Origin of the sequence: Pseudomonas sp. HLMP (assembly GCF_046365545.1) — a bacterium.
GTDB lineage: Bacteria > Pseudomonadota > Gammaproteobacteria > Pseudomonadales > Pseudomonadaceae > Aquipseudomonas > Aquipseudomonas guariconensis_B.
In genome coordinates, this window is record NZ_JBDLLR010000001.1 from 5,111,418 (window position 1) to 5,129,466 (window position 18,049).

The 18,049-nt window shown below is 66.5% G+C and carries 16 protein-coding genes; 5 read left to right on the forward strand and 11 right to left on the reverse strand.

The window, feature by feature from the left end; all coding sequences use genetic code 11:
- Window positions 1-79: 79 nt before the first annotated feature.
- From ABFA30_RS23655 to asd, 3 genes are read left to right on the forward strand one after another with little or no spacing between them, the layout of a single operon-like run.
- Window positions 80-1,615, forward strand: coding sequence for an HDOD domain-containing protein (locus ABFA30_RS23655; protein WP_225788937.1), 1,536 nt, complete (start codon window positions 80-82; stop codon window positions 1,613-1,615).
- Window positions 1,616-1,661: 46 nt separating this feature from the next.
- Window positions 1,662-2,471: a rhodanese-like domain-containing protein gene (locus ABFA30_RS23660; RefSeq protein ID WP_225788936.1), complete on the forward strand. Its 810-nt coding sequence runs from the start codon at window positions 1,662-1,664 to the stop codon at window positions 2,469-2,471.
- A 17-nt stretch (window positions 2,472-2,488) separates the two neighbouring features.
- Window positions 2,489-3,352 (forward strand): archaetidylserine decarboxylase, encoded by an 864-nt coding sequence (asd, locus tag ABFA30_RS23665; protein WP_225788935.1) that lies wholly within the window; start codon window positions 2,489-2,491, stop codon window positions 3,350-3,352.
- Between the two features lie 97 nt (window positions 3,353-3,449).
- Here the strand turns inward: asd and serB are convergent, their stop codons facing one another.
- The gene (serB, locus tag ABFA30_RS23670; protein WP_225788934.1) at window positions 3,450-4,661 is read right to left on the reverse strand and encodes a phosphoserine phosphatase SerB; all 1,212 of its coding nucleotides are present in this window, start codon (window positions 4,659-4,661) and stop codon (window positions 3,450-3,452) included.
- Window positions 4,662-4,797: 136 nt separating this feature from the next.
- Here serB and ABFA30_RS23675 point away from each other — a divergent pair, with 136 nt between their 5' ends.
- The gene (locus tag ABFA30_RS23675; protein ID WP_225788933.1) at window positions 4,798-6,231 is read left to right on the forward strand and encodes a histidine kinase; all 1,434 of its coding nucleotides are present in this window, start codon (window positions 4,798-4,800) and stop codon (window positions 6,229-6,231) included.
- Between the two features lie 276 nt (window positions 6,232-6,507).
- Here ABFA30_RS23675 and ABFA30_RS23680 read toward each other — a convergent pair whose 3' ends face one another.
- The 9 genes from ABFA30_RS23680 to ABFA30_RS23720 all read right to left on the reverse strand — a co-directional run bounded on the left by ABFA30_RS23680 (window position 6,508) and on the right by ABFA30_RS23720 (window position 15,795).
- Entirely contained in the window at window positions 6,508-7,218 is a 711-nt protein-coding gene (locus ABFA30_RS23680) for a membrane integrity-associated transporter subunit PqiC (RefSeq protein WP_225788932.1), read from the reverse strand.
- 175 nt (window positions 7,219-7,393) lie between these two features.
- Window positions 7,394-9,652 carry a DNA topoisomerase IV subunit A gene (gene parC / locus ABFA30_RS23685; RefSeq protein ID WP_253103079.1) on the reverse strand — a complete coding sequence of 753 codons (2,259 nt, stop codon included), beginning with the start codon at window positions 9,650-9,652 and terminating at the stop codon, window positions 7,394-7,396.
- A 10-nt stretch (window positions 9,653-9,662) separates the two neighbouring features.
- Window positions 9,663-10,181, reverse strand: a complete 519-nt coding sequence (locus ABFA30_RS23690) for a TIGR02281 family clan AA aspartic protease (protein ID WP_225788930.1) — start codon at window positions 10,179-10,181, stop codon at window positions 9,663-9,665.
- On the reverse strand, window positions 10,178-11,164 hold the full coding sequence (locus ABFA30_RS23695) for an esterase-like activity of phytase family protein (RefSeq protein ID WP_225788929.1): 987 nt from the start codon (window positions 11,162-11,164) through the stop codon (window positions 10,178-10,180). Before ABFA30_RS23695 ends, ABFA30_RS23690 begins: the two co-directional genes overlap by 4 nt.
- A complete protein-coding gene (parE, locus tag ABFA30_RS23700) occupies window positions 11,161-13,065 on the reverse strand; it encodes a DNA topoisomerase IV subunit B (protein WP_225788928.1) in 1,905 nt (634 codons plus the stop codon). Before parE ends, ABFA30_RS23695 begins: the two co-directional genes overlap by 4 nt.
- 35 nt (window positions 13,066-13,100) lie before the next feature.
- The gene (locus ABFA30_RS23705) at window positions 13,101-13,709 is read right to left on the reverse strand and encodes a YqiA/YcfP family alpha/beta fold hydrolase (protein WP_225788927.1); all 609 of its coding nucleotides are present in this window, start codon (window positions 13,707-13,709) and stop codon (window positions 13,101-13,103) included.
- 133 nt (window positions 13,710-13,842) lie between these two features.
- Window positions 13,843-14,658 carry a 3',5'-cyclic-AMP phosphodiesterase gene (cpdA, locus tag ABFA30_RS23710; protein ID WP_225788926.1) on the reverse strand — a complete coding sequence of 272 codons (816 nt, stop codon included), beginning with the start codon at window positions 14,656-14,658 and terminating at the stop codon, window positions 13,843-13,845.
- A 76-nt stretch (window positions 14,659-14,734) separates the two neighbouring features.
- The gene (locus ABFA30_RS23715; protein ID WP_225788925.1) at window positions 14,735-15,187 is read right to left on the reverse strand and encodes a DUF1249 domain-containing protein; all 453 of its coding nucleotides are present in this window, start codon (window positions 15,185-15,187) and stop codon (window positions 14,735-14,737) included.
- The gene (locus ABFA30_RS23720; protein ID WP_225788924.1) at window positions 15,178-15,795 is read right to left on the reverse strand and encodes an NUDIX domain-containing protein; all 618 of its coding nucleotides are present in this window, start codon (window positions 15,793-15,795) and stop codon (window positions 15,178-15,180) included. Before ABFA30_RS23720 ends, ABFA30_RS23715 begins: the two co-directional genes overlap by 10 nt.
- A gap of 184 nt (window positions 15,796-15,979) precedes the next feature.
- Here ABFA30_RS23720 and ABFA30_RS23725 point away from each other — a divergent pair, with 184 nt between their 5' ends.
- Window positions 15,980-16,726 (forward strand): RsiV family protein, encoded by a 747-nt coding sequence (locus ABFA30_RS23725; RefSeq protein ID WP_225788923.1) that lies wholly within the window; start codon window positions 15,980-15,982, stop codon window positions 16,724-16,726.
- On the opposite strand, the gene cytX is transcribed toward ABFA30_RS23725, so the two are convergent.
- The gene (gene cytX / locus ABFA30_RS23730; RefSeq protein WP_225788922.1) at window positions 16,695-17,972 is read right to left on the reverse strand and encodes a putative hydroxymethylpyrimidine transporter CytX; all 1,278 of its coding nucleotides are present in this window, start codon (window positions 17,970-17,972) and stop codon (window positions 16,695-16,697) included. The genes ABFA30_RS23725 and cytX overlap by 32 nt on opposite strands.
- Window positions 17,973-18,049: the final 77 nt, after the last annotated feature.

Genomic DNA, 18,049 nt, shown 5'->3' on the forward strand with positions numbered 1-18,049 from the left:
AACGCTCTTCTACTTATCGGCAGAACTGCGCCAGACTATAGCCACTAAACGTGAAAAGCCAGTTCGGACTGATATCAAAATGCCAATCGAAACCAAGGTGCCAAATCAGGCTCCGCGCACGCTCCAGGCCTGGGTAAAGCTGCTCGATGGCATCCGCCTGCCGGTGCCGAAGCAGAGCCATGACCAGGTGTTGTCGGCCATCAACGACAGCCGCCGCTCCCTGCGCGATATCGCCGAACTGATGCAGGACAGCCCGGCCCTGGTGCTGTCGGTCATGCGCGAGGCCAACCATCCGGCCAATGCCAGCCTGGCCGAGCCCGCCGAAAGCCTCGAGATCGCCCTCAACCGCCTGGGCCTGGCGCGCAGCGCCGAGTTGCTGGCGCGCCTGCCCGCCGTGCCGGGCGAGGAGATCCCACCGGTGTTGCGCCAGTTCCTGCTGATCAGCCAGCACGCCACCCAGCAGGCCAACGGCTTGTTCGCCAGCCGCCTGGCACGGCTGTGGCAAGAGATCCACTGGGGCAGCCTGCTGTTTCTCTCCCCGCTCTGGCCCCTGGCGCTGGCCTATCCCAGGCTGCTCGACGCCTGGGAGCTGCGGGTCATCCACAAGGACGAGGAGGCCGCCGAGGTCGAGCACGAGTTGTTCGGCGTGCGCATCATGCAACTGTGCCAGGCCATGGCCGAGCACTGGCGCCTACCCGAATGGGTGACCCAGGGCTACCGCCTGCTGATGGACGAACGCGAACGACTGGCCCAGGTGCTGAACATCGCCCGTGACCAGGACCGCCTCAGCCAGCAACAGCGCCTGGACGACGAGCCCGGGCTGCGGCGTTGGTTCAACCAGCCGGCCAACACCGTGCTGCTGGCCAACGGCCTGGCCCTGGCGGCCCAGGTCGGCTGGGACCACCCACACCTGCTGCGCTGGCAGTTGCTGACCGCCCTGTACCTGCAGACGTCCCTGGACGACGTGCAGCAGCAAGTCCACCAGCAGGCTGCGGCCAGTGCCCGCCAGCATGCCCGGCACGCGCTATTCCATCCCGCCGAGGCACTGATCTGGCCATGGCAGCAGCGCCGCCCACACCCGGACATGCTCGCCCCGCCGCCACCACCCAGCCAGGACCTGGAGCGCTGGCGCAGGCTGTGCGGCGAACTGCTGGTGACCCCCAGCCCGTTCAGCAACGCCATTCACCTCGCCACCCAAGGCAGCGACGCCCTGCTGGCCTGCGGCATGCAACGGGTCATGCTGTTGATGCTCGACAAGCCCAACGAGTGCCTGCGCGTGCAACAGGCCGCCGGCCATCCCAAGGAGGCCTCTGCCCTGGTGCTGCCGCTGGCCCAGAGCAAACTGTTGCAACGCCTGATGAGCCAGGCGGCGCAGTTACGTCTGACGCCGGAGAACCACGCCCAGTTCTGCGCGCTGATGCCAGCGCCGCTGCGCACCTTCTGGCGCAGCGAGCACCTGCTGCTGCGTTCGCTGGCGGTCGATGGCCAGCCGCTGATGCTGGTGATCGCCGACCAGGGTGGCAAACCGCTGGCCGATATCGGCGTGCAGGCGTTCGGCAAGACCGCGCAATGCCTGGAGCGCGCCCTGGCCACCTTTGCCAACCGCAACGCCTGAGCCTTGCGCTACAATCGCCCCCTCTATTCCACCCTGGAGACCGTGGATGACTGACTTTTCCGGCTTGCCTCTGGTGATCGAACCGGCCGACCTGCTGCCACGCCTGGCTTCGCCACAGCTGATCCTGGTCGACTTGACCTGCGCCAACCGCTATGGCAGCGGGCATATCCCTGGCGCCCGCTTCGTCGATCCCAAGCGCACCCAGCTGGGCCAGCCGCCAGCCCCCGGCCTGCTGCCGGCGCGCGCCGACCTGGAGAAGCTGTTCGGCGAGCTCGGCCACCGCGACGACGCGGTCTATGTGGTCTACGACGACGAAGGCGGCGGCTGGGCCGGGCGCTTCATCTGGATGCTCGATGTCATCGGCCACAAGGCCTACCACTACCTCAATGGCGGTATCCAGGCGTGGCCGGCGGACAAGCTCTCCACCGAGGTGCCACCCAGCGCCGGCGGCCCGGTCCACCTGCAACTGCACCCGGAACCCACGGCCACCCGCGAATACCTGCAAAGCCGCCTGGGCGCGACCGACCTGGCCATCTGGGACGCCCGCAGCCCCGGCGAGTACCGCGGCGAGAAGGTCCTGGCGGCCAAGGGTGGACACATCCCCGGCGCGGTCAACTTCGAGTGGACCGCCGGCATGGACCTCAACGACCACCTGCGCATCCGCCAGGACATGGCCGACATCCTCCAGCAGCTTGGCATCACTCCCGACAAGGAAGTGATCACCCACTGCCAGACCCACCACCGTTCCGGCTTCACCTACCTGGTGGCCAAGGCCCTGGGCTACCCACGGGTCAAGGCCTACGCCGGCTCCTGGGGCGAATGGGGCAACCACCCGGATACGCCTGTAGAAGTCTGAAATTCCAAGGAAACCCAATGAAATCCCGCTTGTTCATCCTCAGCCAGTACCTGCTGGCGCACCATCTGCTGTCGCGCCTGGCCGGCTGCATCGCCGAATGCCGCGCACGCTGGTTCAAGAACGCCTTCACCGCCTGGTTCGCCAAGCGCTACCAGGTGAACATGTCCGAGGCGCTGGTCGAGGACCTGACCGCCTACGAGCACTTCAACGCCTTCTTCACCCGCGCCCTCAAGCCAGGCGCGCGGCCGCTGGACGAGACCCCGGGCGCCATCCTCTGCCCGGCCGACGGCGCGGTCAGCCAGCTCGGCCCGATCGAGCACGGACGCCTCTTCCAGGCCAAGGGCCACAGCTTCAGCGCCCTGGAGCTGCTCGGTGGCGACCCGGCCCTGGCCGCACCGTTCATGGGCGGCGAGTTCGCCACCATCTACCTGTCGCCCAAGGACTACCACCGCGTGCACATGCCGCTGGCCGGCACCCTGCGCGAGATGGTCTATGTGCCGGGGCGGCTGTTCTCGGTCAACCAGACCACCGCCGAGAACGTACCGGAGCTGTTCGCTCGCAACGAGCGGGTGGTGTGCCTGTTCGACACCGAGCGCGGGCCGATGGCCGTGGTGCTGGTCGGCGCGATGATCGTCGCCTCGATCGAGACGGTCTGGGCTGGCCTGGTCACCCCGCCGAAGCGTGAGCTCAAGACCTTCCGCTACGACGAAGCCAGCCGCACGCCGATCCACCTGGAAAAAGGCGCCGAGCTGGGACGCTTCAAGCTGGGTTCGACCGCCATCGTGCTGTTCGGGCCGGAGCAGGTGAAATGGGCCGAGGGCCTGGGTGCGGGCTCGGCAGTGCGCATGGGGCAGCAGTTGGCGGCGCCGGCGCAGGCGTGATCGCCGCTTGATACAAAAAGGCCCTGCCTGGCGTGCGTCAGGCAGGGCCTTTTTCATGGGCTGTCGGGGCTGCCTTGCAGCCCGCTACCCCGTAGCCTCAGCGCGCGTCGCGGTCACGGATACCCAGCAGGTACAGCACGCCATCCAGCCCCAAGGTGGAGATCGCCTGCTTGGCCGACTGGCGCACCAGCGGCTTGGCCCGGAAGGCCACGCCCAGCCCGGCCAGCGACAACATCGGCAGGTCGTTGGCGCCATCGCCCACGGCGATGGTCTGCTCCAGTCGCAGGCCCTCCCGGCTCGCCAGTTCCTGGAGCAGCTCGGCCTTGCGCTGGGCATCGACGATCGGCTCGACGGCAACGCCGGTGACCTTGCCATCGACCACTTCCAGTTCATTGGCGAAGACGTAGTCGATACCCAGGCGCGCCTGCACCTGCTTGGCGAAGTAGGAAAAGCCACCGGAGAGAATCGCTGTCTTGTAGCCCAGGCGCTTGAGCTCGGCGAACAGGCGCTCGGCGCCTTCGGTCAGGCGCAGGGAAGCACCGATCTCATCCAGCACGCCGACGTCCAGGCCCTTGAGCAGCGCCATGCGCTCCTTGAAGCTGGCGCGAAAATCCAGCTCGCCGCGCATGGCCCGCTCGGTGATCGCCGACACCTGCTCGCCAACCCCGGCAGCCTTGGCCAGTTCGTCGATCACCTCGGCCTCGATCAGGGTCGAGTCCATGTCGAACACCGCCAGGCGGCGATTGCGGCGGAACAGGTCATCCTTCTGGAAGGCGATGTCGACGCTCAGTTCCTCGGCCAGGGCGAAGAAGTCCGCACGCAGGGCCTGGGCGTCGCTCGGCTCGCCACGCACGGAAATCTCGATGCTGGCCTTGCCCTTCTCCCGCGGGGCATCCAGCACCACGCGCGCAGACAGCCGCTCGATCCGCTCGATGGTCAGGCCGTACTGGCTGATGACCGCGCTGACCCGCTGCAGTTGCTCGGGGGTCACCTTGCGGCTGAGCAGGGTCACGATATGGCGTGCCTCGCCCTGGCTATCGGCCCAGTGCTGGTAGTCGGCCTCGGAGATCGGTGTGTAGCGCGCCTGCAGGTTCAGCTCGTGGGCCTTGGCCTGCACGCTCTGCAACAGGGCGGTGGCCACCTCGTTGTCCGGAATGTCGACCAAGATGCCGAAGGACAGGGTGCCGTGCATCACCGCCAGGCCGATGTCGAGAATGTTCACTCCGCCCTGGACCAGGACGCCGGTGATGGCCGCGGTGAGACCTGGACGGTCTTCACCAGTGATGTTGATCAGGACGATTTCGCGCAAGACCGGGCTCCGACTTCGATGAAAAATGCGCATTCTACCGATTTTCCGTGATCATCGGGCACCGCCGATACTTTGCCGACAAAACACGGCTCGCTATACTGCGCAACACCTTTTCCGCCATGAAGAGCCGCGCTCTGTGAACCGGCCCACGCCAGTCAAACCCGATAATTTCTTCCTGATGATCTTCCGTGCCCTGCGCCAGCGTCGCATTCCCCTGGCACTGCGCATCGCCAGCCACAACATTTTCCTGGTGGCCCTGGCGCTGGTGATCTATGCCTGCGTGATGGGCCTGCAGTTCAGGCAGGCCATGCACGACCAGGCCGATGCCCTTGGCCAGAGCCTGACCATCCAGACCGCCACCTCGGCCACCGAGCTGCTGGTGTCCAACGACATCCTCAGCCTCAACGTGCTGCTGGGCAACCTGGTGAAGAACCCGCTGGTGGCCCATGCGGCGATCTACAGCGTGGACAACCGCATCCTCGCCGAGGCCGGCCAACGGCCGAAGAACAGCCTGCTGGGCGAGGCCGAAGGCCTGTACCAGACCAAGATCACCTTCCAGGACGTCACCGCCGGGCAGTTGCGCATCAGCCTGGACATGAACCAGTTCCAGCAACCGATGACGATCAGCCTGCAGAGCATGGGCATCCTTGCCGCCATCCTGCTGGCCCTGGCGCTGGCCCTGAGCCTGCGCCTGGGGCGCTTCATCTCCACCCCGCTGCTGCAACTGCGCGTGTGGCTGCGCGACCCGCATCCCTACACCCCGGCGATCGATCGCCAGGACGAGATCGGCGACCTGGCCAGGCAGTTGCATGCGCGCCTGGCGCCACCGCCACCGGAGCCCGAGGAAGAAGACGAGGACGATTTCGACGAGCTCGGCGACGACCAGGCCCCCAAGGCCACGCCACGGCTGCAGGACGACGAGGACGATGAGGCCTTCGCCGGCCTGATCGATGCCGAAGACAGTGCAGCCAAGCCTGCCGTCGTCGAGTCGGACGAACCACAGTACAGTGCTGTGCTGGCCGTGCAACTGGGCTCCCAGGAGCAGTTGCGCCGCCTGCCGCGCACGCGCCTGACCGAGCTGCTGGAGCGCTACCGCGACTGCCTGGAGCAGGCCGCCTCGCTGTATGAAGGCGAGACCCACACCCTCAACGACGGCAGCACCCTGGTGCTGTTCCACAGCCGTGACTGTGGCGAGGACTACCTGACCAACGCCATCTGCTGCGGCGAGCTGCTGCGCGCCCTGGGCCATGCCTTGCAGATCGAGGTGGCCGACAGCGGCATCACCTTGCAACTGCAGTTGGGCCTGGCCCTGGGCGATGACCTGCAGGGCCTGGAACAGGTGGACCTGCTGATGGCCGAGAAGGCCCAGGATGCCCTGGCGCTGTCCCAGCACAGCCGCAACCTGCTGCTGGTGGAACGCCAGATCAGCGATGACGCCCTGATTCGCCAGCGGGCACGCATCCGGCCGATCGCCAGCCCCGAAGGGGCCTGCTGTGTCGAGCGGCTGATGGAGCCTTATCCTTCGATGCTCGAGCGCCAGCTGGCACGGATGCACGAGCGCCGGGCCTGATACCCGCCCTCTCCCACTGAGCTGGCCGGGCTTGTGGGAACGGGCTTGCCTCGAGAACAAGGGCACAGCCCTTACCGTGTGGATTGGGGCTGCTTTGCAGCCCATCGCCGGCAAGCCGGCTTCCCGCAGGTTCATCACGGCCCTTGAGCCCAGCGGAGTACCTGTGGGGCTTGCCGGCGATGGGGCGCGAAGCGGCCCCAACAACCGACACCGATCCTCAGAACCAGCAGACATGAAAAAGCCCGCATCGCTGCGGGCTTTTTCATGCTTGGGCAATCAGAATCGATAGACTTCCATATCGGTACGGATAGGCGAAGCCATGGGGATCTTCGGCTTCTCGGGCGCCTTCTTGACCTGGGTGGGCGCTGCTGGCTTCTTGCGTGTCTCCTCGGCGAGGGCCGGCTGGTTGGCCAGCGGCTTGACCGCAGTGCTGAGCTGCTCGGCCAGCTTTTGCAGCAATTGCCCCTGGGCCTGGACCTGGGACGCCTCGGAGCCCTCGTGCGGCTGCTCCAGGTGGACGATGCGGTTGTCACGCACCTGGCCACGACGATCCAGCAGGCGCCACTGGGCATCCAGGATCGCCGGCTGGTTCTTGCCCGAGTCCAGGCGGGTGATCGACAGCAGCACCTGCACGTCCGGCGAGAAGCCGGCACTGGCCGGGGCCAGGACCACGCGCTGGCTGTCCAGGCGCCAGGCCAGCTGGCGCACCAGCAGTTGGTCGATATCCGACGACAGGCTACCCGCCCAGCGACCGTCGGTCGCCGACGTCAGGCTGCCATCGGCCTGGCGCTGCAGGAAGGTCTCGCGTTGCAGGTAGTCGGCCAGCGACACCGGGCCAAGCACCACGGCCATGCCCGCACTCTGCGAAGGCTGGCCAGGATCACCGCTGTCGAGCTGATACAGGGCCACCTGCTGATGCATGCTGCATCCGCTCAAGCCCAGCAGGCCAGTGATCAACAGCGCAAATGGAAGGCGCAGAAATTTCATTCATCCCATCCAAGCGGTCGCCATCAGGCATACCGCAGTGATACTCATGTAGATTCTTACGGGCACACGGCCACGCCGGCACCGCAAGGGCACTATCATCCGCGAAATATGCGTCCGACTCCAGCATTTCTGCCTGGAACGACGCTGAAAATGCCGCTCCAGGCAGACAGCCGGTTCACACCGGGCGCTCTACCGCCATGCCATCCACCCGCTGGAAGCCACGTGGCAATTTGCTACCGCGACGCCCGCGCTCGCCCTTGTAGTGCTCCAGATCGTCCGGTTTGAGCGACAGGGTACGCTTGCCAGCCTGCAACACAAGGGTCGAGCCCTCGCCGAGCACGGCCAGGTCGGTGACGAACTCTTCACGACTGGCCACCCGATCGCCCGGCACGCCGATGATCTTGTTGCCCTTGCCCTTGCCCAACTGCGGCAGGTCGCCAACCTTGAACACCAGCAGGCGCCCTTCGGTGGTGACGGCCGCCAGCCAGTCCTGCTCACGGTCGACCACCGGCCGTGGGGTCATGACCTTGGCGCCGCTGGGCAGGCTGAGCAGGCCCTTGCCGGCCTTGTTCTTGGCCTGCAGGTCCTCGCCCTTGACCACGAAACCGTAGCCGGCATCGGAGGCTACCACATAGAGCGCTTCGTCATCGGGCAATAGCACGCACTCGAAGCTCGCTCCCGGCGGTGGCGTCAGGCGCCCCGTCAGTGGCTCGCCCTGGCCACGGGCCGACGGCAGGGTATGCGCCGCCACCGAGTAGCTGCGCCCGGTGGAGTCGATGAACACCGCAAACTGGTTGGAACGCCCGGCAGCCGCGCCCTTGAAGCTGTCGCCGGCCTTGTACGACAGGCCGCCGGCATCGATGTCGTGGCCCTTGGCGCAGCGCACCCAGCCCTTCTCCGAGAGCACCACGGTGACCGGCTCGGTCGGCATCAGCTCGTTTTCCGAGAGGGCCTTGGCCTCGGCCCGCTCGACGATCGGCGAGCGCCGTTCGTCGCCATAGGTCTCGGCATCCTTGATCAGTTCGCTGCGCACCAGCTTGCGTAGCTTGGCCTCGCTGCCGAGCAGGGCAAGCAACTTGGCCTGTTCCTTGAGCAGCTCGTCCTGTTCGCCACGGATCTTCATCTCTTCCAGGCGAGCCAACTGGCGCAGGCGCGTCTCGAGGATGTAGTCGGCCTGGACTTCGCTGAGGTCGAAGCGGGCGATCAGTGCCTGCTTGGGGTGGTCCTCGGTGCGAATGATGTGGATCACTTCGTCCAGGTTGAGGAAGGCGGTGAGCAAGCCTTCGAGCAGGTGCAGGCGCTTTTCCACCTTGTCCAGGCGGAACTGCAGGCGGCGGCGGACGGTGCCGATGCGGTACTGCAGCCACTCCTGCAGCAGGGTGCGCAGGTTCTTCAACTGCGGGCGACCGTCCAGGCCGATGATGTTGACGTTGACCCGGTAGCTGCTCTCCAGGTCGGTGGTGGCGAACAGGTGCTGCATCAACTCGTCGGCATCCACGCGGTTCGAGCGCGGGATGATGACGATACGGCAGGGGTGCTCATGGTCCGACTCGTCACGCAGGTCGGCGACCATCGGCAGCTTCTTGGCCTGCATCTGTGCGGCGATCTGCTCCAGCACCTTGGCGCCGGAGACCTGGTGCGGCAACGCCGTGACGACGATGTCGCCATCCTCGACCCGGTAGACGGCACGCATGCGGATCGAGCCCCTGCCACTCTCGTAGAGCTTGAGGATCTCGGCACGTGGGGTGACGATCTCGGCCTCGGTCGGATAGTCCGGCCCCTGGATATGCTCGCACAGCTGCTCGACCGTGGCCTTGGGCTCGTCGAGCAGGCGCACGCAGGCGCTGGCCACTTCGCGCAGGTTGTGTGGCGGCACGTCGGTGGCCATACCCACGGCGATGCCGGTGGTGCCATTGAGCAGGATGTTCGGCAGGCGTGCGGGCAGTACCGCCGGCTCCTGCAGGGTGCCGTCGAAGTTGGCGACCCAGTCGACAGTGCCCTGGCCCAGCTCGCTGAGCAGCACCTCGGAATAGCGGGACAGGCGCGCCTCGGTGTAGCGCATGGCGGCGAACGACTTGGGATCGTCTGGAGCCCCCCAGTTGCCCTGGCCGTCGACCAGGGTGTAGCGGTAGCTGAATGGCTGGGCCATCAGCACCATGGCCTCGTAGCAGGCGGAGTCGCCGTGGGGATGGAACTTGCCGAGCACGTCGCCGACGGTACGCGCCGACTTCTTGTGCTTGGCGTCGGCATCCAGGCCCAACTCGCTCATGGCATAGACGATGCGCCGCTGGACCGGCTTGAGCCCGTCGCCGATGTGCGGCAGGGCGCGGTCCATGATCACGTACATGGAGTAGTTGAGGTAGGCCTGTTCGGTGAAGTCAGCCAGTGAGCGGCGTTCGACGCCGTCGAGACTGAGTTCCAGTGAGTCGCTCATGCGGGCCTCGTCATTTCAGGTTCTGGCGCAGCAGCAAGGTACCGCCGCGCTGGGTAAATTCAAGTTGTTTCAGGGCGCTCATGCCCAGCAGCACCTGCTCGCCGTCCAGCCCGGGAACCACCAGGGCGCGTACGTTGCGCAGGTGGATGTCGCCCAGTTGCAGGCTGTCCAGGCGGGTCCGGTAGCCCTGGGTACGACCATTGGCGGTACTGAGCATCACCGGTGCGCCACGTTGCAGGTCAAGCTCGCGGGCCAGCGTCTCGGGGATCGCCACGTCGGTTGCGCCGGTGTCGAGCAGCAAGCGCCCCCTTTGGCCGTTGATCACCCCGTCAGCGACGAAGTGGCCCTGGCCATTGCTCAGCAGGCGGACCTCGATGAAGCCTTCGCCGTGCGAAGACTGCACCTGGGCGTTGGGGTTCTGCTGGCGCGCCTCCCACTGCCCGAAAAAGCGCGTGGCAAGGAACAGCGCCGCCGCCCAGGCGACGATCAGCAGCACCTTGCCCGCACGCTTGCCCGGCGGCTGGCTCACGGCTTGGCGCTCCAGCCGCCTTCAGGCGCCGCGAAGCGCCACACGATCGGGCGTGTCTCGCCATCGGCACGGTCGCCGCCGTTGTTGTCCAGGCCGATCCAGGCCCCCTTGGCGTCGATCACCAGGGCTTCGGCCAGGCCGAACGGCTGGTCGTAGCGGCGCGAGTCCACCAGCGCATCGGCGGCGAACGACCAGCAGCGCTCGACCTTGCCACTGTCGGCATCCCGCCGGCAGATGCGAAACGCGTTGCGCTCGAGGGTGAACAGCTTGCCCTGGTACAGCGCCAGGTCGGAAAAATCCCGCGACCGTGCCTGGGGCGACGGCATCTGCGGTGGCTGCATCTCGACCCCGGCTTCGCTGAGCAGCACGCAACTGCGCCCGCAAGTCCATACCGACTGCTGGCGCTGGATCGCCACCAGCCCGCGCCGCTCACGCTCGGCAGCCAGCCACAGGCGGTCACCCGCCGGGTTGACCGCCAGGCCCTCGAACAGCGCATTGAAATGCAGGAGCATGCCGCTGGCGCGCGCCTGGCGGACCATGGCCTGGTCGATCTTCAACCACTCCGGCTCGCCCTCGGCCGGCACCTGCAGCACCGCCGCATGGGCTTCGCTGACCAGGTAGAAATTGCCAGCCTGGTCGCAGCTGACACCTTCGAAGTCCAGCTCGCCACCGCGCAGGAAGGACACCGCCCAGTTACGCGACTTCAGGCCCCAGGGCAGTCCGCTCTCCGGTGCCGGTGGCGGCGTGAACACCAATGGCTGGGCGCGCATGACCCGGTTCGTCTGGTCGAGGCGGTAGATACGATCGTCGTCCCGGTCGGAGATGGCCCACAGGGCGCCACGGCACTCGGCCAGGCCCGACAGGTTGGCGCCACGCATGCCTTCGACCGGGTGCTCGTCGACAAGCTTGAGCTCCGGCCAGTTGCCGGCAAGGCTCGGCATGGCGAGCAACGTCAGGCACGCCGCGAGCAGCAGACGGATCAAACCAGTACCTCGGCCAGGTTGCCCTTGGTTTCCAGCCAGCTCTTGCGATCGCCCGCGCGCTTCTTGGCCAACAGCATGTCCATGATCTCGGTGGTGCCCTGCAGGTCGTCCAGGGTCAGCTGGACCAGGCGCCGGGTGTTCGGGTCCATGGTGGTTTCACGCAGCTGCGGCGGGTTCATTTCACCCAGCCCCTTGAAGCGGGTGACCTGCGGCTTGCCGCGCTTCTTCTCGGCCACCAGCCGATCGAGGATGCCATCGCGCTCGGCCTCGTCGAGGGCGTAGTAGATCTCCTTGCCCAGGTCGATGCGATACAGCGGCGGCATGGCCACGTAGACATGGCCTGCCTCCACCAGCGGGCGGAAATGCTGGACGAACAGGGCGCACAGCAAGGTGGCGATGTGCAGGCCGTCGGAGTCGGCGTCGGCGAGGATGCAGATCTTGCCGTAGCGCAGTTGGGACAGGTCGGTGGCCCCCGGGTCGACGCCAATGGCCACGGCGATGTTGTGCACTTCCTGGCTGGCCAGGACCTCGCCGCCATCGACCTCCCAGGTGTTGAGGATCTTGCCGCGCAACGGCAGGATCGCCTGGAATTCCTTGTCCCGTGCCTGCTTGGCCGAACCGCCGGCCGAGTCACCCTCGACCAGGAACAGCTCGGCGCGCATCGGGTCCTGGCCGGCGCAATCGGCCAGCTTGCCAGGCAGCGCCGGGCCCTGGGTGATGCGCTTGCGCTCGACCTTCTTGCTCGCCTTCAGGCGCCGACCGGCGTTGCTGATGGCAAGCTCGGCCAGTTGCATGCCCAGCTCGGGGTGGGCGTTGAGCCACAGGCTGAAGGCATCCTTGACCACACCGGAGACGAACGCCGCCGCCTCGCGGGACGACAGGCGCTCCTTGGTCTGCCCGGAGAACTGCGGCTCCTGCATCTTCATCGACAGCACGAAGGTGATGCGCTCCCAGACGTCCTCGGGCGCCAGCTTGACGCCACGCGGCAGCAGGTTGCGGAACTCGCAGAACTCGCGCATCGCATCCAGCAGGCCCTGGCGCAGGCCATTGACGTGGGTACCGCCCTGGGCGGTAGGAATCAGGTTGACATAGCTCTCCTGGACGCTGTCGCCACCTTCGGGCAGCCACAGCAGGGCCCAGTCCACGGCTTCCTTGTTGCCGGCCAGGCTGCCGCAGAACGGCTCGTCGGGCAGGCGCAGGAACTCGCTGACCGAGTCGACCAGGTAGGAGCGCAGGCCGTCTTCGTAGTGCCACTCGACTTTCTCGCCGCTGGCCTTGTCCTCGAAGCTGACCAGCAGGCCGGGGCAGAGCACTGCCTTGGCCTTGAGCACATGCTTGAGACGGCTGACGGAGAACTTCGGCGAGTCGAAGTATTTCGGATCGGGGGAAAAGAACACGCTGGTGCCGGTATTGCGCCGGCCGACCGTGCCGACCACCTCCAGCTCGCTGGACTTGTAGCCATCGGCGAAAGTCATCTGGTACTCGTTGCCGTCGCGCTTGACGCGCACGCGCACCTGCTTCGACAGGGCGTTGACCACCGAGATACCGACACCGTGCAGGCCGCCGGAGAACTGGTAGTTCTTGTTGGAGAACTTGCCGCCGGCATGCAGCTTGGTGAGGATCAGCTCGACCCCCGACACGCCCTCCTCGGGGTGGATGTCCACCGGCATGCCACGGCCGTCGTCGCAGACCTCCAGCGAATGGTCGGCGTGAAGGATCACCTGCACCGAGCGGGCGTGGCCGGCGAGGGCTTCGTCGACGCTGTTGTCGATGACTTCCTGGGCCAGGTGGTTGGGCCGGCTGGTATCGGTGTACATGCCTGGCCGCTTGCGGACCGGGTCAAGGCCGGAGAGGACTTCGATGGCGTCTGCGTTATAGGCGCTAGCGCTGGGATTGGCCATGGGTTCTCGTCGTCAGTCTGGTGAATGCAAAAAGATCAAAATACAGAAAAATCGAGCGCCGCATACTGCCCCCGGGCAATCCCGGCGAAGGCCAGCAAGGCCGGCAGGCGCTCGGCGAAGCCTTGGAAACCGTGGTCGCCGCCGGCCTGGATGCGCAGGGCGCAGGCCCGGTAATAACGCTCGGCCTGGCGATAGTCCAGGGTTTCGTCGGCTGTCTGCAACCATACCTGGTAGCGGCTGGCGTCCTGCGGCGGCGGCACTTCCAGTTCGGCCAGGGCCTGCACGTGGTCCAGGGTCAGTTCCCAGGTTTCGTCGGTGTACAGGTTGCGCTGGGTACCGAGGTAGCCGTCGAACAGCCGGTGCGGCGCGACCGCCGGGTTGATCAGCAGGGCCTTGAGGCCATGGCGCTCGGCCAGATGGGTGGCATAGTAGCCGCCCAGCGAACTGCCGACCAGCAAGGGCGCGCCGAGTTCGTCGATGGCGGTTTCCAGCTGGGCGATGGCCTGGCGCGGCTGGTGATGCAGCGCCGGGACGCGCAAACGCTCGGCCAGGCCCAACTGCTGCATCACCGCCTCGAGCTGACGCGCCTTCCTCGACAGTGGCGAGCTGTTGAAACCATGGATATAGAGGATGGAACCCGACATGCTGCCCCCGGTGTCTGCTGCGGTACGCCCGTCCGTGCGGGCGCAGGGACGCGCAGTGTAGCCTGTTCGCAGGGCTTTGGCGCAGCATCGGGTTTTTCGCAACAAATTTCACTGGGGCCAGGGGCCTGGCGTGTCAGTACCCTGCGCTGTCGAAGTCCAGCCTCACCTCGAAGTCCCGTGCCCGCTCCACACCGGTTTCCACCCGCCCGTCGGCATGCAGGCGCAACCAGCGGTAGCCCGGCAACTCCTCGCTCACCTTGAATTCCTCGCTGCGCGCGGCGAACTGGATGCAGGTGGAAGGCGATGCCAGCCATCGCAGCCCGTCGCGCACTTCGTCCCACTCCTGGTGGATGTGCCCCCAGAGCACCGCCCGCACCCGCGGATGCCCCTGCAGCCGCTGGAGCAACGCCTCGGCATTGCGCAGGCCGATCGGCGCGATCCAGGCACAGCCGATATCCACCGGCTGATGGTGCAGGCACACCAGGCAATGGCGCTCGCCCGCGCCGGCCAGGGCCTGGTCCAGGCAGGCGAGCTGGTCATCGGCCAGCCAGCCGTGGGTCGCGTCGGGCACTGCCGAGTCGAGCATGACGATGCGCCAGGCGCCGATATCGGTCACCGCCCGCACCAGGTCGCTACCACGCGCCACCTGCGCCATGACCCGGGCCTCGTCATGGTTGCCGGGCAACCAGCGGGTCGGCACGCCGAAGTCGGCGGTCAACTGGCGAAAGGCCTCATAGGAAGCGACGCTGCCGTCCTGGGAGAGATCCCCGGTACACAACAGCAGGTCGATGCGCGGCTGCTCGCGGCGAGCCTGGTCGATCACATGGCGCAGGCTGTCGCGGGTATTCATGCCCAGCAGGGTACCGCCTGGCTCGGCGAACAGGTGGGCATCGGACAATTGCACCACATGGACGGGTGCAGGGTCTTGGCAATGATTGGGCTGCGGCAACGGCCGTCTCCTCGAACGGATTCAGCGCGATTATGGCGGCTATGCGGGTTCGAGCAAATACGCGAAAGCGCTCATTTCAGCGCACGGTTTCCAACTCATGGCCACAGGCCAGGCAGTGGCTCAGCCATTCACCGAGGAACAGGTTGAGCTGGGCCTTCTCGTCCGGCTGGTGCATGGCGGCGTTGGGATACGGGTAGATGCTGCGCAGGCGCCGGGTGTGCTCGGCGCTGACCACCTCGGCCATGCGCGCGTCGTGGTACACCTGCACCTCCAGGTGCGGCACCGGCAACCAGGGCAGGCTGTGCTCCTGGCGCACCCGCAGGGTGGTGGTGTAGGGGCAGGCCAGCAGCACGTCGAGCACCAGCACGCCGAGCATCTGGTCGCCCTGGGTCATGCCGATGCGGCGCGAGCTCTGGGCGGTACGCATGTCCGGCAGCAAGCGCATCAAGCGGGCATAGTTGGCTTCGCAGGCCGCCTGCAGCCCGGCCAGGTCGACCCGATAGCGCTCACGCAGCAGGTTCACGACCACATACCTCGCACTTCGCTACGGTTCAGCGCCAGCCATTGCAGGCCGATGATGGTGGCGGCGTTGCAGATCCGCCCGTCCCGCACGGCCTGCAGGGCATCCTCGAACGCCCAGACACGCACACGGATGTCCTCGCCCTCCTCCTCCAGGCCATGCAGGCCACCGGCACCTTCGCTGCTGCAACGGCCGAGGAACAGGTGGACATACTCGTCGCTGCCGCCCGGCGAAGGGAAGTAACGGGTCATCGGCCACAGCGCGCTGAAAGCCAGGCCGGCCTCTTCCTCGGCCTCGCGATGGGCGACCTCCTCGGGCACTTCGTCCTTGTCGATCAGGCCAGCCACCATCTCGATCAGCCAGGGATTGTCGACCTTGCCCAGCGCGCCGACCCGGAACTGCTCGATCAGCACCACCTCGTCGCGCTGCGGATCGTAGGGCAGCACGCAGACCGCGTCGTGGCGCACGAACAGCTCGCGGCTGATCTCACGCCCCATGCCCCCGGCGAACAGTTCGTGGCGCAGGCGCAGCTTGTCGAGCCTGTAGAAACCCTGGAAGCAGTTGGCCTGCTCGACGATCTCGACCGTCCTGGGCTGCGAATTCAACGTATCTGACATGGAAATCCTCATGACCTCGTGTGCCGCATCGCGCCATCCTACTCTGCGTGCCGCCGGGTTTCATCCCTTTCCGGCGACCGTTCGGGCAGCCGGGACAGGCTGGCGCCTCTCTGTTAGCTTAGTGGCGAACCGAAGGCTCCGCCGACGGTCCAAGGCCGACTACCTTTGACCTGCAAGGATCATCATGACGCTTGTCAAACTCACTTCCGTGGCCGTGCTGGCACTGGCCCTGGGCGCCTGCCAGAGCCTGTTCGAGCCCAACTACCGGGCACCGCTCGAGGTCAAGCGCGACGCTTGGGAACACGTCAAGCCCGGTTGCAGCGAGCGTGACTGCCCGCTGGTGAACATCGATACCATCCACTTCCCGGACCTGCCCAAGCTCGACGGCATCGTCGAACGCCGCCTGCTGCAGTTGACCGAGGACAACCAGCGCGCCAACGCGCCGACCTCGCTCAAGGCCTACGAGGAGCAGTACCTGGCCAGCGCCGAGAAGCGCAACAGCAGCTACCTGCAGGCCAAGGTACGCGAGCAGCATGACGGGCTGGTGATCATCGAGCTGTCCAGCTACCTGGACAGCGGCGGCGCCCATGGCATGCCCGGGCGTGGCTTCATCAACTACTCGCGCAAGCTGGACAAGGTCCTGACCCTGCAGGACATGCTGCTGCCGGGCCAGGAGGAGACCTTCTGGAAGACCGCCGAACAATCCCACCAGGCTTGGCTGGCCAGCACCGGCATGGACAAGGACCCGGAATTCGTCAAGACCTGGCCGTTCCGCCAGACCCCGCACGTGGCCCTGACCTACGGCGCGGTGGTGCTCAAGTACGAGGTCTATGCCATCGCACCCTACTCCATGGGCCACATCGAATTGAAGATCCCCTACCCGCGCCTGAACGGCATTCTCAGGCCCGAGCTGTTTCCCGGCCGCGGCTGAGGCTCAGCACAGCGTGCAACACCCCTGCCAGCAGCAATGCCGGCAGGGTCGCCCCCAGCTCCGGTGCGGCATTCGCCATCAGGTGATAAGCCGCCACCCCCACCGCCCAGGCCACCAGAGCCTGCCAATGCAGCCCGCCGATCGCCACCGGCATCTGCCGGCGGCGGATCACGAAGTGATCCACCAGCACCACGCCGAACAGCGGCGCGAACACCGAGCCGATCAGCAGCAGGAAGTTCTGGTACTGCGCCAAGGGCGCCAGCAGCGCCACCAGGGTGCACAGCGCACCGATGGCCAGGGCCAGGTGCTCGACCTTAAGGCGTACCAGCAAGCCGGTGGAGACCGCCGCCGAATGGATGTCGGCAAAGGCGTTTTCCGACTCGTCGAGCAGGATCAGCAGCAGCGGGATCCCCAACCCGGCCCCTGCCAGCGCCAGCAACAGCGCATTGACTTCGCCGCTCGGGGCGAAGGCCAGGGTGTAGGCCACGCCCAGGCTCATCAACCAGGCGTTGCCGATGAAAAAGCCCAGAGCCGTACCGCCGAACACCCGCCTGGCACGCTGGCCGAAGCGTGAATAGTCGGCGATCAATGGCAGCCAGGACAGCGGCATGGCGATGACGATGTCGAAGCCCACCGCCAAGGACAGCGAACCATCCCCGCCACGCCCCCACAACGCGGCCAGGTCGGCTTTGGCGAACAGGTTCCAGGTCAGCCACAGGCAGGCACCGAGCAACAGCCAGATGCCCCACTTGCGCAACACCTTGCGCACGAAGGCCAGCGGCCCGCTGACGGCCAACAGGGTGGCCAGGGCGCCGAAGCACAGGGTCCAGAGCAGCGGGCTGCTCCAGTGGCTGCCCTCGCCGAAGGCACGGGCGCCGAGCAGGCTGGCGGCGTCGCGCATGACGATGATCTCGAACGAGCCCCAGCCGACCAGTTGCAGCAAATTGAGCAGCGCCGGCAGGCGGGCACCGTGGCGCCCCAGGCTCAGGCGCAGGGTGGCCATGGCCGACAGGCCGGTATCGCTGCCGATCACCCCGGCCGCCGCCAGCAGCATCACCCCCACAGCGCTGCCGAGGACGATCGCCAGGATTGCCCCGGCCAGCCCCAGGCCCGGCGCGAGCAAGCCACCGACCTGCAGGACCATCAGGCCGATGCCGAGGGAGAACCAGAGCGAGAACAGGTCGCGGGCACCGAACAGGCGCTGGTTGGAAGGGACCGGATGGTCGGGGGAGAAGTGGCTGCTCATTGGAATTCGTCCACACGTTGAATCTGTAATCACAGGGGCCGCCTTGCGTCCCATTCGCGGCGCTCCGGCGCGAATGG

What these genes read in the sequence shown, in the direction of transcription:
- ABFA30_RS23720 (WP_225788924.1), bottom strand. Translation starts at nt 15,795, where the DNA reads ATGTCAGATACGTTGAATTCGCAGCCCAGGACGGTCGAGATCGTCGAG.
- ABFA30_RS23705 (WP_225788927.1), bottom strand. Translation starts at nt 13,709, where the DNA reads ATGTCGGGTTCCATCCTCTATATCCATGGTTTCAACAGCTCGCCACTG.
- ABFA30_RS23655 (WP_225788937.1), top strand. Translation starts at nt 80, where the DNA reads ATGCCAATCGAAACCAAGGTGCCAAATCAGGCTCCGCGCACGCTCCAG.
- ABFA30_RS23680 (WP_225788932.1), bottom strand. Translation starts at nt 7,218, where the DNA reads ATGAAATTTCTGCGCCTTCCATTTGCGCTGTTGATCACTGGCCTGCTG.
- parE (WP_225788928.1), bottom strand. Translation starts at nt 13,065, where the DNA reads ATGGCCAATCCCAGCGCTAGCGCCTATAACGCAGACGCCATCGAAGTC.
- ABFA30_RS23660 (WP_225788936.1), top strand. Translation starts at nt 1,662, where the DNA reads ATGACTGACTTTTCCGGCTTGCCTCTGGTGATCGAACCGGCCGACCTG.
- asd (WP_225788935.1), top strand. Translation starts at nt 2,489, where the DNA reads ATGAAATCCCGCTTGTTCATCCTCAGCCAGTACCTGCTGGCGCACCAT.
- ABFA30_RS23725 (WP_225788923.1), top strand. Translation starts at nt 15,980, where the DNA reads ATGACGCTTGTCAAACTCACTTCCGTGGCCGTGCTGGCACTGGCCCTG.
- parC (WP_253103079.1), bottom strand. Translation starts at nt 9,652, where the DNA reads ATGAGCGACTCACTGGAACTCAGTCTCGACGGCGTCGAACGCCGCTCA.
- cytX (WP_225788922.1), bottom strand. Translation starts at nt 17,972, where the DNA reads ATGAGCAGCCACTTCTCCCCCGACCATCCGGTCCCTTCCAACCAGCGC.